Below are 13,755 nucleotides of genomic sequence, written 5' to 3'. Positions count from 1 at the left end.
TTCCAAGAGAAGCGTATGCTTATTTAAATCGAACACAGGACGTGAATTTTCGAGTTTGTTTACCTTGCAGAAATCTTTTTCTGTTATTCAATCGTCAGTACCTGCCGGGTCAGGTTTCGTAGCGGACATCAAGTCCCACAGTCAATAAGGATATGAGTATGACTACCCAAACGATGATGCAAAAACTGAATGCCCAGATGAACCTGGAGTTTTATGCTTCAAATCTGCATCTGCATTTGAGCGCCTGGTGTTCCAGAAAAAGCCTCAACGGCACTGCCACCTTCTTTCGTACTCAGGCGCAAAGTAACGTCACGCACATGATGCGTGTCTTTAACTTTTTGAAAGCCATCGGCGCCAATCCCACAGTCAAAGAGCTTGAAACGATTGAAGATAATTACTCCTCTCTGGAGGAACTGTTCCAGAAAACGCTTGAAGAGTATGAGCAACGCTGTACAAAGCTGAACAAGCTGGCCGATGAAGCCAAAGCGCAACAGGACATCATTACCCTCAAGTTTTTACGTGATATGGACAGAGAGCAGCAGCAGGATGGCATGCTGCTGAAAACGCTCGCAGACGAAATCCGCAACGCGAAACGCGCGGGGATCTGTCTGGAGCAGACGGACCGCCATCTTCTCGACATTGCTACCGTGCAACACCACTAAGTTCCTTCACCCGCTCCCGTCAGGGCTGAGAGTTCCCCACAAAATAATGCCTGCACAGACGGCCCCCTCTCCCTTGAGGGAGAGGGCTGGGGTGAGGGGGAACATACGGCTCTGGTGGTCATTCCGTTCACTTTATGTTCCTTGCTACTCTGTCACGGCATAACCGGTGAACGTGCCAGGGTGGCTCAGTCGCCACCACCCTGGCGACCCGGGCTTCCGGCGGAAAATCGCCGCTGCGCGGTACCTTCGGCTTATTCCTTCCGGCTTATCGGGGACGGGCGGAGGTAACATCCCTGTAAAGCCCGCCCTCTCGGCGCATCCCTGCGCCTCGCCCCGGCCTACAGGAAACGCCTCAGCGATTTACAGCCGGACCGAGGCATCGCTGAAAGCCTTCAGTTATTCTGAAGGCAACGTTATCGCTTTTGCTTTCAAATTACTGGGGATCCCTCAGCCCGTCAGGGAGTGGGTGCCAACTCCCTGCTTTTGCTGACATTTAACAAATCAGATCTTGCTCCCAATGAATAACCACACATCGTGTAATGATTTGTTTAATTACATTCATTAACGAGGGAGCATCATGATCACCATTGAGTTTATTGTCATTATCCTCTGCCTGCTGGTAGGTACCCGCTTCGGCGGGATGGGCCTGGGGCTGATAAGCGGCATCGGCCTGTTTATTTTGAGTTTTGTCTTTGGTCTGCAACCCGGTAAACCGCCGGTTGACGTGATGCTCACGATCCTCGCCGTCATCGGCTGCGCGGCAACACTACAGACCGCCGGTGGCCTGAACGTGATGATGCAATTCGCAGAGCGCCTGCTGCGAAAACATCCCCAGCACATCACCCTTCTCGCGCCGTTTACCACCTGGATGTTGACCTTTCTCTGCGGGACCGGCCACGTCGTCTACACTATGTTTCCCATTATCGCGGATATCGCCCTGAAAAAAGGCATTCGCCCGGAACGGCCGATGGCGGTGGCCTCGGTGGCCTCACAGATGGCGATCACCGCCTCCCCCGTTTCCGTGGCCGTCGTTTCGCTGGTCTCAATTCTGGGTGCGCAGAACGGTATCGGCCACGCGTGGGGGATCCTCGAAATCCTCGCCGTTTCCGTACCGGCCTCACTGTCTGGCGTCGCCATTGCGGCACTGTGGAGCCTGCGCCGGGGGAAAAACCTCGCAGACGATCCTGAATTTCAGGAAAAGCTGAAAGATCCGAAACAGCGTGAGTTTATCTATGGGGGAACGGAGACGTTGATGGATCAGCGTTTCCCTAAACAGGCCTACTGGTCAACGTGGATCTTCTTCGCCGGGATTGCGGTTGTGGTCCTGCTGGGTGCGTTGCCCGAGTTGCGTCCGGCGTTTGAGATCAAAGGCAAAATGACGGCCCTGTCGATGAACCTTGTCATTCAAATGATGATGCTTATTGCCGGGGCCATCATGCTGATGACCTGTAAGGTTAATGCGTCGGCCATTTCAAACGGAGCGGTATTTAAGGCGGGGATGGTCGCCATCTTCTCGGTGTTTGGCGTGGCATGGATGAGCGATACCTTTTTCCAGGCGCATCTCGACGAACTGAAAATGGCACTGGAGGGGGTAGTGAAGAGTCATCCCTGGACGTATGCCATCGTGTTGTTTCTGGTGTCGAAACTGGTCAACAGCCAGGCCGCGGCCTTAACCGCAGTCGCCCCGATGGGGTTGATGTTAGGCATCGATCCGAAAATGCTGGTGGCCTTCTTCCCGGCCTCCTACGGCTACTTTGTGCTGCCCACCTATCCGAGCGATCTGGCCTGTATTGGATTCGATCGCTCCGGCACCACCCGCATCGGTAAATTCATCATCAACCACAGCTTTATTCTGCCGGGTCTGATTGGCGTCAGCTGTGCCTGCGTGGTGAGCTATCTGCTGGTGCAGACGTTCTTTTGAGCCTTCTGTGGGCGACAGACTCTGTCGCCCTTCGACGTAAAATCAGAAAACGGTTTCTAATTTTAAAACATCGGTTTATTTTAATGTGACTCACCCTGCGGCGTGAAGCGCAGTTCAATCAGCGCGATCGCTTTCTGGATCGCGCGGAGCGTAACCGGGTCCGCCGCAGCAGGATGATTGGTGAAATCGATGTTTTTTAGCTGGGTCGACATCTTTTCGCGTACCTCAACCGGCGCGATAACGTCAATCACATCAAGGATTTGTTTGATAACCAGCTGGCAGGCGACGACGTCAGATACCAGTTCCTGATCGGCGCTCAGGTTTTGTGACATGGGGTTCTCCTTATTCAAAGGCCGCCATAGTAGCAAAACAGACGCCCTTCCATCTCCCTCTCGTCGTCCGCAGACATAAAAAAACCTGCCGAAGCAGGTTTTTTTATCAGAACATCGCACCCGGTGGGACGTCTTTAAACGTTGTGCAGTAGTTAGCCCACATGCTTTTCAGGATTTTGCGCAGTTTCATTATGTTGCTCCAGTAACGTGTTATGCAGGTGTTATTATCAATACGCTTATAATATGACCGCCATCACAAAAATCAACCATTTTGTGACCTGCATCACGGTTAATAAACCCTCAGTGCTGCCAGTTTGTTAAAAAAAGGCATGATAAATCCGCAGGTTACAGACTTATAAATTCCAGTAAATTTTTATAAAATTTTTTGAGCGGGCAGGAAGAGAATGAGTGAAAACCTATCCGGCAAAGAGAGCCATGGATTATCGCCTGCGGCACTGCTGGTGGCCGGTGCTTTCTTTATGGAGTTTCTGGACGGGACGGTGATCGCCACCGCATTGCCGGATATGGCAAAAAGCTTTGGCATACAGGCCGTGGATCTGAATATCGGCATCAGCGCCTACCTGATCACCCTTGCCGTGCTGATCCCCGCCAGCGGCTGGATCGCCGACCGTTTCGGCGCGCGAAAAGTATTTGCCCTCGCGCTGGCGATCTTCACGCTGGCCTCGGTATTTTGCGGCCTGTCCACCACGCTCGAGGAGTTTGTCGCAATGCGCGTCTTCCAGGGCATGGGTGGCGCGCTGATGGTGCCTGTGGGTCGCCTGGCCGTGTTACGTACAACGCCAAAGCATCAGCTCATCACGGCAATCGCCACCCTGACGTGGCCTGCGCTGGTCGCGCCGATCATCGGCCCGCCGCTGGGCGGGTTCATTACAAGCTATGCCGACTGGCGCTGGATCTTCTTTATTAACGTGCCGCTGGGGATAATCGCCATTTTGCTGGCACTGCGAATCATTCCAGACCTGCATGAAGATACGCGCCGACCGTTTGACTTGCCGGGTTTTGTGGTCACCACCCTTGCCATGGTGAGCCTGGTTTATGCGATGGAGTTGATGGGCGCAGAGCCTCTGCGGATAGAATTAACCGCCACGCTGTTTATCGTCGGTGTCGTCGCGTTGAGCCTGGCGCTTCGCCACTTTAAGCGGGCAACCTGGCCGATGATCAGGCTCGATGCGATGCAAGTGCCGACGTTTCGCGTCACCCTGTACGGCGGATCGCTGTTTCGCGCCTCCATCAGCGCGGTTCCGTTCCTGTTACCGCTGATGTTCCAGGTCGGCTTTGGCATGGACGCGTTCCATTCTGGCCTGCTGGTGCTGGCCGTTTTCGTAGGCAATCTCACCATTAAACCGGCGACGACGCCCCTGATCCGCAGCCTGGGGTTTAAGCGGCTGTTGCTGATTAACGGTTCACTGAATGTCCTGGCGCTGCTGGCCTGCGCCTTTCTTACGCCGCAGACTCCTGTGTGGCTCGTCATGCTGATCCTCTATCTGGGTGGCGTTTTTCGTTCGATCCAGTTTACAGCCATCAGTACGCTGGCCTTTGCGGATGTACCCTCTGCGCAGATGAGCTATGCCAATACGCTGTTTTCAACCGCAACGCAGCTTGCCGTGGGACTTGGGATCACGCTCGGGGCCATTGGTATTCGTATCGGGGAAAAAGTCAGTGAGACGATGGGGATTGCCGGCATGCCGGGAATGAGCTTCCGGCTGGCATTTGTGGCGATCGCGCTGATCTGCCTGGTGGGAATGGTTGACACGCTGCGTCTGACCAAAAATGCAGGCAGCGCGGTATCATCGAAAAAGTAAGGCTCTGTGCCGGGCGGGCAACGCACCGCCCGGCAAAGGAAATCAGCCAACAATACCGCGCACGAAGGCTTCGATCTCTTTGTCCTGGCAGTTCTCGAAGAAGCACTGCTGGAAGCGCTGGCCTGAGACGGCGGTTTTAACCAGCTCAGGATCGATTGCACGCAGGGTATCCAGATAGTTTTCTTTTACCACCGCCGCTTTCACCTGGTTCAGAATACCGGCGTTACGCACCTGCGGCTCCTTACGCTCTGGTGGATAGCCTTCGCCATTGCGTCCGGTAAACGCTTTCTCAAAGATAAAGCGTACGTTCAGTTCTGCTCCCCAGCCGAAGCCTTTCGCAAACGGCAGAGAAAGCGCGTTACCGTTGTTGATTTGCGCAAACAGGAAAGCATCCGCAGGATCGATGCAGTAACCGCAAATCACACCCGGATGGATGTTCAGGGACATTAACGCGCCCTGCCCGGTACCGCAGCCGGTGACAACAAAATCAACGGCTTTAGCGTTAAGCAGAATGCTCGCCATGATGCCCAGGTGAATATAAGTGAGATGATGATCGTTCTCATCACTCATACCGACGTTATAGACCGGGAAACCTTTCTCATCAGCAACGGCTTTCAGCTCATTAAGGATGATGGGATTCTTAGCGGCCTGGCTGTTTTCCATCATCAGTGCAATTTTCATCTTGTCTCTCCTGAATGCATGGCGGGCGATCCCGCTGTGGATACCTTTTCAACTTAACCTTACTATCAAACAAACGCACTTTCAAATTAAGTGAAAACTTGTTTTAAAAAACAAAGATGCGCTCACAATTTCGCGCGGTGGCCCGGCTCGTTGTACAGTGAAAGGGCAGATCCTCCGGCTATTCCGGCCATTGCGTCCCGTCGCGTTGGTTACAATGGCGTATTTCCCGTCACGCAGAGTGAAACATGAAACGTGTAATCATAGCCGGAACGATCCTGTTGCTCGCCGGGTGCAGCATCAACCGTCAGGCAGAAGTCAGTAGTACTGATGCCCCAAACGGAATTGTGCGCCTCGACTATGGCCAGACCATGCTCCAAAACGCCTGGTCTGATGACTATGTTAATAACGGTACGGCAACAAAGGCCTGCCAACGTATGGGCTACGCCTCCGCGTCAGCCTACGGGCAGCCGATTAAAACCTGCACCCTGATCAGCGGTTCACTCTGTCTGAACGAAAGTGTGACCATTCAGTATAAATGTCAGGGATATGCCGTTACCTCTTCCAGCCAGAATCCGTGGTATTAACCGCGACTGCCAGTCACGCTGGCAGTTTATTTAATAAGAACAAAAACAATTCTCATTAATAAATACAAATGGCGGCAATGCGTTTTATTCCCATTCGTATTTTTAATAAATAAATATTTGTTTTACTTTTTGCAAATAATTAAATAACAAATTATAGTGTCGCTCTTCGTGAACCAGAATTAATAAACCGGAGCTGCACCATGTTAAAAACTGAAATGATCGACAAGCTCAATGCGCAAATGAATCTTGAGCTATTTTCTTCCCTGCTTTATCAGCAGATGAGCGCCTGGTGCAGCTATCACAGCTTTGAAGGGGCTGCCGCCTTCCTGCGTCGTCATGCCCAGGAAGAGATGACGCACATGCAGCGTCTGTTTGATTACCTGACGGACACCGGCAGCCTGCCGCGCATTGATAACGTGGTATCGCCTTTCGCCGAGTACGGCTCTCTTGATGAACTGTTCCGTGCCACCTATGAGCACGAACAGCTGATCACCCAGAAAATAAATGAACTGGCTCATGCCGCCATGACCAGTCAGGATTATCCAACCTTTAATTTCCTTCAGTGGTATGTGGCTGAACAGCACGAAGAAGAGAAGCTGTTTAAATCCGTGCTGGATAAATTATCTCTGGCAGGTAAATCCGGGGAAGGTCTGTACTTCATTGATAAAGAGCTGTCGACGCTCGACACGCAGAATTAATAGAAAAGCGGTGCTGAGTTTTCAGCACCGCTTTATTCAATGACGGCAAATTTTACTTTCGTGCGTGGAAAATCCGTCTGCTGCCGGAATGAATTTTCCGCGCGCCGCCAGAAACGCCACCAGCTCCGCGGCTGTCATTTCCGAAGCTGAACAGGTATGGAAACGCGCCGCTTCGCCAAAGCGGGCATGTATCGCCTCAACCAGACTCTCCTTCGTATAACGCTCACCTGACTCAATCATCATATTCAGCACGTCGTGTCCGTGAATTGACATCATTACCTCTCGCAAATAAAAAGCAGACTAAATGCTCCCTCCACGGCACGCTTTGCGCTGGCGCAGGTTCCCCCTTTCTTTTTGTAAATTAATCATTACACCCTATGTAACGGTGATTTGACGAGATGGTGCTTTTCCCTTACTCTGCGCCGCAGAATGAGTCGCGGTATGGAAGCGTTGTAGAGGAAAGCGTGAAGAACAGAACTCTGGGAAGTATTTTTATCGTCGCCGGAACGACAATTGGCGCAGGAATGTTGGCCATGCCGTTGGCTGCCGCCGGCGTCGGGTTTGGGGTTACCGTAGTGCTGCTGGGCGGTCTTTGGGCCCTGATGTGTTTCACCGCGCTATTATTGCTGGAGGTTTATCAACATGTCCCTGCCGATACCGGCTTAGGCTCCCTGGCTGCACGCTATCTTGGACGCTACGGGCAGTGGATCACCGGTTTCAGCATGATGTTCCTGATGTACGCGCTGACCGCCGCCTACATCAGCGGCGCCGGGGAGCTAATTGCGTCAAGTATCAATGACGGCTTCGGTGCGTCGCTTTCACCGGAAACAGGCGCCATTGTCTTTACGCTGATCGGTGGCGGTGTGGTTTGTGCGGGCACGTCGCTGGTCGATCTGTTTAACCGTTTTTTGTTCAGCGCCAAAATTCTCTTCCTTGTTGTGATGCTGGTGCTGCTGGCACCGCATGTGCACAAGGTTAACCTGCTCTCCCTCCCGCTTGAGAAAGGTCTGGCGCTTTCGGCCATCCCGGTGATTTTCACCTCTTTCGGTTTTCATGGCAGCGTGCCGAGCATCGTGAGCTATATGAACGGGGATATTCGCAAGCTGCGCCGCGTCTTTGTGATCGGCAGCGCCATTCCGTTGATTGCTTACCTGTTCTGGCAGCTGGTGACGCTGGGCAGTATTGATTCCACCACCTTTATCGGCCTGATGGCAGAGCATTCTGGTCTGAATGGATTCCTGGTTGCCCTGCGTAACGTGGTGGCCTCTTCACACGTGGAGCTGGCGGTACATCTGTTTGCAGACCTGGCGCTGGCAACCTCCTTCCTCGGCGTGGCGCTTGGCCTGTTTGACTATATGGCGGATCTGTTCCAGCGTCGCAATACCGTTGCCGGACGCTTACAGACGGGGGCGATGACCTTCCTGCCGCCGCTGGCCTTCGCGCTCTTTTATCCGCGCGGGTTTGTGATGGCGCTAGGGTATGCTGGCGTGGCGTTATCGGTACTGGCCCTGCTGCTGCCTTCCCTGCTGGCGTGGAAGAGCCGCCAGCAACATCCGCAGCAAGGATACCGCGTGGCGGGTGGTAAGCCGCTGCTGTGCGTGGTGTTTGGTTGTGGGGTTGTAATTATTCTGGTGCAGGTGCTGATTGCAGCGGGAATGCTGCCGGAAGTGGGATAAAAAAAGGGGCTATGAATAGCCCCTTTTTTCAGTGCAGACAGCAACTCTTAAACTTCTTCCCGCTCCCGCACGGACACGGATCGTTACGTCCCACCTTCGACCCGTTCACGATCGGCTTTTTCGCTTCCGGCTGCTGCGGATTAGCCACCCAGTAGTTGTACAAACGCAGCGCCGCAGGCTGAATGCTCTCGATGCTGGCCATATACTCCTCTTCGGTCAGCGCTTCCAGCTTCTCGCTGTGCTCTTCCGTTCCGTGCAGGGCAATCACCGCCAGATCCGCTTCCAGCGCTTCCGGCAGGGATGACCAGTCCGTCAGCGCCACGCCGCGCATGTAGCCATAGCACCACTCTTCCACTACGGTATAGCTCTGACCGTCAACGTCGTTATAGCCAAACAGCGGTTCAAACTGATCCGGGTATTCGCTCAGGCGCTCGGCAATATCGTTCATATGCTTAAAGCAGAGATCGATAAAACGGTTCATCTCACGATCGTTTTTCCAGCGCGGAATATACTTCTCGCCACCCCATACCGCCACCAGCCAGGTGTCGGGCTCCACCACAACGGGACCGGAAAGTACTGCGGTAAGCATGCCGTCCAGTTCGGACACGTCAATCACGGATGCATCGTCGTGTCCGTAAGAGATTAATGTCTCTTCCAGCCACGCCATCTCGCTTTCATTTAATGGGCCTTCAGCCATTGCTGATACTCCTGATAAAAAAAACGATCCTGACATATATCGCCGCGCATGCCTATCTGAAGTTTAGGTCTTTATTGCTGCAAAAACGTGCAAATCGTGACCGTTGCACAACTTATGGGCTTTGTTGTTAAGGAGATGTGATCTCCGCTGTAAATTCATCTCATCCCGCAAAGGCGCATAAAACGGCGCTCTATACTCAACGTGTTGTGACCCGGTCAAGGGATTAACCATTCTGGCAACCTTTTTGCTTAATGTTCTGCGCGCTTCGCGGTGCGTGGGATCCTCGCCGTATTAAGCACGAGATTGCTTCTAAAGTGCATTTTGTTCTCGCTCTTGTTTTTGGATTTACGATGCCATCAGGCGTTCGGGTTTATACCTGGTGCAAAAACCTCTTTGCTAAGGAACATAATAATGTCGCTGAAATTTACCAAAACTCCCCTCTCCCTGTTGCTGGCCGGTTGTCTGGTGACGGCCTTTTCTGCACAGGCCGATATCGTGATCGGCGTGGCCGGGCCGTTCACAGGCCCGAACGCAACCTATGGCGATCAATACTGGCATGGCGCTACGCAGGCGGCGGAAGACATTAACGCCGCTGGCGGGATCAACGGTGAGAAAATCAAACTGGTTCAGGGCGATGACGCCTGCGAACCCAAACAGGCCGTTGCCGTCGCCAACCGCTTAGTCGATCAGGATAAAGTGAAAGCGGTCGTCGGCCACTTCTGCTCCTCGTCGACCATGCCCGCCTCCGAGGTCTATAGCGATGCCGGGATCCTCTCCATCACCCCCGGCTCAACGAACCCGCTTATTACCGAGCGGGGCATGAGCGATATGTTCCGCATGTGCGGACGTGACGACCAGCAGGGCCAGGTCGCCAGCGATTTTATTCTCGATAAGCTGAAAGCCAAACGGGTCGTCATCATCCACGATAAAGACACCTACGGTCAGGGGCTGGCGGACGCCACTAAAGCGGCGCTGGCGAAACGCGGCGTTAAGGAAGTGATGTACGAAGGGTTGTCCCGCGGGGAGAAAGACTTTAACGCGCTGGTGACCAAAATTGGCGCACAAAAACCAGACGTGGTGTTCTTCGGTGGCTGTCACCCGGAAGCGGGCCCGCTGGTTCGCCAGATGCGTGAACAGGGCGTGCAGGCGAAGTTCTTCTCGGGAGACTGTATCGTCAATGAAGAGATGGTCACCGCCGCCGGTGGGGCGCAGTACACCAACGGTATTTACATGACCTTCGGTAAAGACCCGCGCCTGATCCCGGACGGAAAAGCCGTCATCGAGAAATTCCGCGCCGGTAAATTTGAACCAGAAGGATACACCCTCTACGCCTATGGGTCTGTGCAGGCTATCGCAGCGGCATTCAAGGCCACGAAAGGGACGGATTCCGCAAAAGCCAGCGAGTGGCTGAAGGCCAACCCTGTCGACACGGTGATGGGTAAAAAAGCCTGGGACAGCAAAGGTGACCTCAAAGTGTCTGACTACGTGGTCTACCAGTGGGACGACAAAGGCAAATATAAAGAAGTGCCATAACGGGACGGAATCTGCTCAACGCCGGCAGGTCTGACTGTCGGCGTAACCCTTTATTCAGGTGCGCGACCATGAGTACATTCTTCCTGCAACAATTAATTAATGGCTTAACGCTGGGTTCGGTCTATGGTCTTATCGCCATCGGCTACACCATGGTGTACGGCATCATCGGTATGATCAATTTCGCCCACGGCGAAGTGTATATGATCTCCGCCTATCTCTCGGCCATTGGCCTGGCCCTGCTGGCGTTTTTTGGACTCCACTCCTTTCCGCTGCTGATCCTGGGAACCCTTGTTTTCACCATCGTGGTCACCGGCGTTTATGGCTGGACGATTGAGCGCATCGCCTATAAGCCGCTACGCAATTCGACGCGTCTGGCGCCGCTGATTTCGGCCATCGGGATGTCGTTGATACTGCAAAACTACGTCCAGCTCAGCCAGGGCCCACGGCAGCAGGGCGTACCGACCATGCTGGATGGCGTGCTGCGTTTTCACCTCGGCGAAGGGTTTGTCCAGATAACCTATACCAAAGTCTTTATTCTCATCGCCTCGTTCGCGGGCATGCTGGTGCTGACCTGGATTATCAACCGTACCCGCTTAGGGCGCATGTGCCGTGCGGTGCAGCAGGATCGTAAGATGGCCTCCATTTTGGGTATCAACACCGACAGAATTATTTCGCTGGTGTTTGTTATCGGCGCAGCCATGGCCGGGCTGGCGGGCGTGCTGATCACCATGAATTACGGCACCTTTGATTTTTACGTCGGGTTCGTTATCGGCATCAAGGCCTTTACGGCGGCGGTGCTGGGCGGCATCGGCTCTCTGCCCGGTGCGATGCTTGGCGGGCTGATTCTGGGCGTCGCAGAAGCGCAATTCTCCGGGATGGTGAACTCGGATTATAAAGACGTGTTCTCGTTTGGATTGCTGGTATTAATCCTGATCTTCCGTCCTCAGGGGCTGCTGGGCCGCCCTGTCGTGGCTAAAGTGTAAGGAACAACGCGATGACCTCTGACGGCTTTTCCCTGAAGCGCTGCATTCTGGACGCGATTTTTTCCGGAATGATCGCCCTGATTATTTTCGGCCCGATTGCGGGCGTCATACTGGATGGTTACAGCTTTAACTTTGACGGCCAGCGGCTGGCGTGGATTGTAGGCACGGTGATGCTGGGACGCTTTTTGCTGAGCGCCTTTTCAGCTACGGCGGCCGGAGGACGTTTACAGGCGCGGTTTGAATCCGACAATGAGGGGGTGTATGTCCGGCCACCGGCGTATAAAAGCCGCATGCGCTGGATCATTCCGCTGATTGTCACGCTGGCGATCTGCTTCCCGTTTGTGGCCACAAAATACGTTCTGACGGTCGCTATACTCGGACTGATCTACGTCCTGCTCGGTCTTGGGCTGAACATTGTCGTTGGCCTGGCAGGGCTGCTGGATCTGGGTTATGTCGCCTTCTATGCCATCGGCGCTTACGGGCTGGCGCTCGGGTATCAGTATCTGGGGTTTGGGTTCTGGAGCATGCTGCCTCTGGCGGCGCTAATGGCTGCGGGCGCGGGCGCCCTGCTCGGCTTTCCGGTGCTGCGCATGCACGGGGATTATCTCGCCATCGTCACGCTCGGGTTTGGCGAGATCATCCGCCTGGTGCTGAACAACTGGCTCACCTTCACCGGCGGGCCTAACGGCGTTTCAGCCCCTGCTCCGACCTTTTTTGGCCTGGAGTTTGGCCGACGCGCCAAAGAAGGTGGCATCCCCTTCCACGAGTTCTTCGGCCTGACCTATAACCCCAACATGAAGTTTATTTTCATCTATGCGGTACTGTTCCTGGTAGTCATGCTGGTGCTGTACATTAAACACCGGCTGACCCGAATGCCCATTGGACGGGCGTGGGAAGCGCTCCGTGAGGATGAGATTGCCTGCCGTTCCATGGGGCTCAACCACGTTCTGGTCAAACTCTCGGCCTTCACCCTGGGCGCATCGACGGCAGGTATCGCCGGGGTGTTTTTTGCCACCTGGCAGGGGTTTGTTAACCCCACCTCTTTCACCTTTTTTGAATCGGCTCTCATCCTCGCGATTGTGGTCCTGGGCGGGATGGGCTCCACCGTCGGCGTCGTACTGGCCGCCTTTGTGCTGACCGTCACGCCGGAACTGCTGCGCAGCTTTGCGGAATACCGCGTGCTGCTGTTTGGCATGCTGATGGTGGTGATGATGATCTGGCGTCCTCGCGGTCTGATCCGCATCAACCGCAGCGGATTTGCCGTGCGTAAAGGAGTGGCGCCATGAACGCAACGATTTTGCGTGTAGAACATCTGATGATGCACTTCGGCGGGATCAAGGCCTTAAACGACGTCAATCTTGAGGTGCAGCGCGGCTCTATTACTGCACTCATTGGGCCTAACGGCGCGGGAAAAACAACCGTCTTTAACTGCCTGACCGGTTTCTACCGGGCCTCCGGCGGCAACATTCTGTTCAATGCACGAAATAAAACCACCAATGTCATTCAGGTGCTCGGCCAGAAACTCCAGCCGGGCGACTGGCTCAGCCCGGCGCAGCTTGGTCAACGCCTGTTCTATAAGATGTTTGGCGGCACGCATCTGGTGAACCGCGCGGGTCTTGCGCGCACGTTTCAGAACATCCGCCTGTTCCGCGAGATGTCCGTTGTGGAAAACCTGCTGGTGGCACAGCACATGCGCGTCAACCGCAATCTGCTGGCGGGGGTGCTGAACACCCCTGCGTATCGTCGGGCAGAGAACGAGGCGCTGGACCGGGCGTTTTACTGGCTGGAGGTGGTGGATCTGGTAGATTGCGCGAACCGTCTGGCCGGGGAAATGTCCTATGGCCAGCAACGACGCCTCGAAATCGCCCGCGCCATGTGCACCGGCCCGGAGATGATTTGTCTCGATGAACCTGCTGCCGGTCTGAACCCGGTGGAGACGCACAAGCTGAGCGAGATCATCCGGTTCCTGCGCGACCACCACGACATCACGGTTTTGCTGATCGAGCATGATATGGGGATGGTGATGGGCATTTCTGATGACATCATTGTGCTCGATCACGGCGATGTGATTGCCAGAGGTAAACCGGCTGAGATCCAGCACAATGAAAAAGTGATTGCCGCGTATCTGGGCACCGACGAAACCGAGGTAAATCTGTGAGCGCACC

15 protein-coding genes are annotated in these 13,755 nt (G+C 54.3%); 10 read left to right on the top strand and 5 right to left on the bottom strand.

The window, feature by feature from the left end; genetic code table 11:
* Nucleotides 1-158: 158 nt before the first annotated feature.
* Nucleotides 159-662: a non-heme ferritin-like protein gene (locus tag ACNQ0T_RS00805; RefSeq protein ID WP_022648520.1), complete on the top strand. Its 504-nt coding sequence runs from the start codon at nucleotides 159-161 to the stop codon at nucleotides 660-662.
* A gap of 577 nt (nucleotides 663-1,239) precedes the next feature.
* Complete coding sequence (locus tag ACNQ0T_RS00800) at nucleotides 1,240-2,583, top strand: anaerobic C4-dicarboxylate transporter (RefSeq protein ID WP_063147768.1); 1,344 nt, start codon at nucleotides 1,240-1,242, stop codon at nucleotides 2,581-2,583.
* 80 nt (nucleotides 2,584-2,663) lie between these two features.
* Here ACNQ0T_RS00800 and ACNQ0T_RS00795 read toward each other — a convergent pair whose 3' ends face one another.
* Together ACNQ0T_RS00795 and azuC are read right to left on the bottom strand one after the other, a co-directional pair.
* Entirely contained in the window at nucleotides 2,664-2,915 is a 252-nt protein-coding gene (locus tag ACNQ0T_RS00795; protein WP_003859683.1) for a DUF2766 family protein, read from the bottom strand.
* Nucleotides 2,916-3,021: 106 nt separating this feature from the next.
* The gene (gene azuC, locus ACNQ0T_RS00790; RefSeq protein ID WP_003859682.1) at nucleotides 3,022-3,105 is read right to left on the bottom strand and encodes a stress response protein AzuC; all 84 of its coding nucleotides are present in this window, start codon (nucleotides 3,103-3,105) and stop codon (nucleotides 3,022-3,024) included.
* A 214-nt stretch (nucleotides 3,106-3,319) separates the two neighbouring features.
* On the opposite strand from azuC, the gene ACNQ0T_RS00785 reads away from it, so the two are divergent.
* The gene (locus ACNQ0T_RS00785) at nucleotides 3,320-4,738 is read left to right on the top strand and encodes an MFS transporter (RefSeq protein ID WP_417929391.1); all 1,419 of its coding nucleotides are present in this window, start codon (nucleotides 3,320-3,322) and stop codon (nucleotides 4,736-4,738) included.
* A 42-nt stretch (nucleotides 4,739-4,780) separates the two neighbouring features.
* Here ACNQ0T_RS00785 and ACNQ0T_RS00780 read toward each other — a convergent pair whose 3' ends face one another.
* On the bottom strand, nucleotides 4,781-5,419 hold the full coding sequence (locus ACNQ0T_RS00780; protein ID WP_003859680.1) for an RpiB/LacA/LacB family sugar-phosphate isomerase: 639 nt from the start codon (nucleotides 5,417-5,419) through the stop codon (nucleotides 4,781-4,783).
* Between the two features lie 245 nt (nucleotides 5,420-5,664).
* On the opposite strand from ACNQ0T_RS00780, the gene yecR reads away from it, so the two are divergent.
* A complete protein-coding gene (yecR, locus tag ACNQ0T_RS00775; protein ID WP_022648524.1) occupies nucleotides 5,665-6,003 on the top strand; it encodes a YecR family lipoprotein in 339 nt (112 codons plus the stop codon).
* A 200-nt stretch (nucleotides 6,004-6,203) separates the two neighbouring features.
* Nucleotides 6,204-6,701: a non-heme ferritin gene (gene ftnA / locus ACNQ0T_RS00770; RefSeq protein WP_022648525.1), complete on the top strand. Its 498-nt coding sequence runs from the start codon at nucleotides 6,204-6,206 to the stop codon at nucleotides 6,699-6,701.
* A gap of 36 nt (nucleotides 6,702-6,737) precedes the next feature.
* On the opposite strand, the gene ACNQ0T_RS00765 is transcribed toward ftnA, so the two are convergent.
* Entirely contained in the window at nucleotides 6,738-6,977 is a 240-nt protein-coding gene (locus ACNQ0T_RS00765; RefSeq protein ID WP_032622412.1) for a YecH family metal-binding protein, read from the bottom strand.
* Between the two features lie 188 nt (nucleotides 6,978-7,165).
* Here ACNQ0T_RS00765 and tyrP point away from each other — a divergent pair, with 188 nt between their 5' ends.
* Nucleotides 7,166-8,377 (top strand): tyrosine transporter TyrP, encoded by a 1,212-nt coding sequence (tyrP, locus tag ACNQ0T_RS00760; RefSeq protein WP_417929389.1) that lies wholly within the window; start codon nucleotides 7,166-7,168, stop codon nucleotides 8,375-8,377.
* A 28-nt stretch (nucleotides 8,378-8,405) separates the two neighbouring features.
* Here the strand turns inward: tyrP and ACNQ0T_RS00755 are convergent, their stop codons facing one another.
* Complete coding sequence (locus ACNQ0T_RS00755; RefSeq protein ID WP_038416285.1) at nucleotides 8,406-9,074, bottom strand: YecA family protein; 669 nt, start codon at nucleotides 9,072-9,074, stop codon at nucleotides 8,406-8,408.
* A gap of 411 nt (nucleotides 9,075-9,485) precedes the next feature.
* Between ACNQ0T_RS00755 and ACNQ0T_RS00750 the strand changes: the two genes are divergently transcribed.
* From ACNQ0T_RS00750 to ACNQ0T_RS00735, 4 genes are all read left to right on the top strand, one after another.
* Nucleotides 9,486-10,607 carry a branched-chain amino acid ABC transporter substrate-binding protein gene (locus ACNQ0T_RS00750; protein ID WP_417929387.1) on the top strand — a complete coding sequence of 374 codons (1,122 nt, stop codon included), beginning with the start codon at nucleotides 9,486-9,488 and terminating at the stop codon, nucleotides 10,605-10,607.
* Between the two features lie 68 nt (nucleotides 10,608-10,675).
* Complete coding sequence (locus tag ACNQ0T_RS00745) at nucleotides 10,676-11,590, top strand: ABC transporter permease subunit (RefSeq protein WP_003859667.1); 915 nt, start codon at nucleotides 10,676-10,678, stop codon at nucleotides 11,588-11,590.
* Nucleotides 11,591-11,601: 11 nt separating this feature from the next.
* Entirely contained in the window at nucleotides 11,602-12,876 is a 1,275-nt protein-coding gene (gene livM, locus ACNQ0T_RS00740; RefSeq protein ID WP_417929386.1) for a high-affinity branched-chain amino acid ABC transporter permease LivM, read from the top strand.
* The gene (locus ACNQ0T_RS00735; RefSeq protein WP_023300474.1) at nucleotides 12,873-13,748 is read left to right on the top strand and encodes an ATP-binding cassette domain-containing protein; all 876 of its coding nucleotides are present in this window, start codon (nucleotides 12,873-12,875) and stop codon (nucleotides 13,746-13,748) included. Before livM ends, ACNQ0T_RS00735 begins: the two co-directional genes overlap by 4 nt.
* Nucleotides 13,749-13,755: the final 7 nt, after the last annotated feature.

Origin of the sequence: Enterobacter cloacae complex sp.6700776 (genome assembly GCF_048284255.1) — a bacterium.
GTDB classification, from domain to species: Bacteria; Pseudomonadota; Gammaproteobacteria; order Enterobacterales; family Enterobacteriaceae; genus Enterobacter; species Enterobacter intestinihominis.
Note: the sequence above shows the minus strand (reverse complement) of the source record. Positions and strands in the feature narration are given on the sequence as shown.

Bases quoted from the DNA above. Each gene is read 5' to 3' on its own strand.
- ACNQ0T_RS00800 (WP_063147768.1), top strand. From the start codon at position 1,240: ATGATCACCATTGAGTTTATTGTCATTATCCTCTGCCTGCTGGTAGGT.
- ACNQ0T_RS00750 (WP_417929387.1), top strand. From the start codon at position 9,486: ATGTCGCTGAAATTTACCAAAACTCCCCTCTCCCTGTTGCTGGCCGGT.
- azuC (WP_003859682.1), bottom strand. From the start codon at position 3,105: ATGAAACTGCGCAAAATCCTGAAAAGCATGTGGGCTAACTACTGCACA.
- ACNQ0T_RS00735 (WP_023300474.1), top strand. From the start codon at position 12,873: ATGAACGCAACGATTTTGCGTGTAGAACATCTGATGATGCACTTCGGC.
- yecR (WP_022648524.1), top strand. From the start codon at position 5,665: ATGAAACGTGTAATCATAGCCGGAACGATCCTGTTGCTCGCCGGGTGC.
- ACNQ0T_RS00755 (WP_038416285.1), bottom strand. From the start codon at position 9,074: ATGGCTGAAGGCCCATTAAATGAAAGCGAGATGGCGTGGCTGGAAGAG.
- ftnA (WP_022648525.1), top strand. From the start codon at position 6,204: ATGTTAAAAACTGAAATGATCGACAAGCTCAATGCGCAAATGAATCTT.
- ACNQ0T_RS00795 (WP_003859683.1), bottom strand. From the start codon at position 2,915: ATGTCACAAAACCTGAGCGCCGATCAGGAACTGGTATCTGACGTCGTC.
- ACNQ0T_RS00785 (WP_417929391.1), top strand. From the start codon at position 3,320: ATGAGTGAAAACCTATCCGGCAAAGAGAGCCATGGATTATCGCCTGCG.
- ACNQ0T_RS00805 (WP_022648520.1), top strand. From the start codon at position 159: ATGACTACCCAAACGATGATGCAAAAACTGAATGCCCAGATGAACCTG.
- ACNQ0T_RS00765 (WP_032622412.1), bottom strand. From the start codon at position 6,977: ATGATGTCAATTCACGGACACGACGTGCTGAATATGATGATTGAGTCA.
- ACNQ0T_RS00745 (WP_003859667.1), top strand. From the start codon at position 10,676: ATGAGTACATTCTTCCTGCAACAATTAATTAATGGCTTAACGCTGGGT.
- ACNQ0T_RS00780 (WP_003859680.1), bottom strand. From the start codon at position 5,419: ATGAAAATTGCACTGATGATGGAAAACAGCCAGGCCGCTAAGAATCCC.
- livM (WP_417929386.1), top strand. From the start codon at position 11,602: ATGACCTCTGACGGCTTTTCCCTGAAGCGCTGCATTCTGGACGCGATT.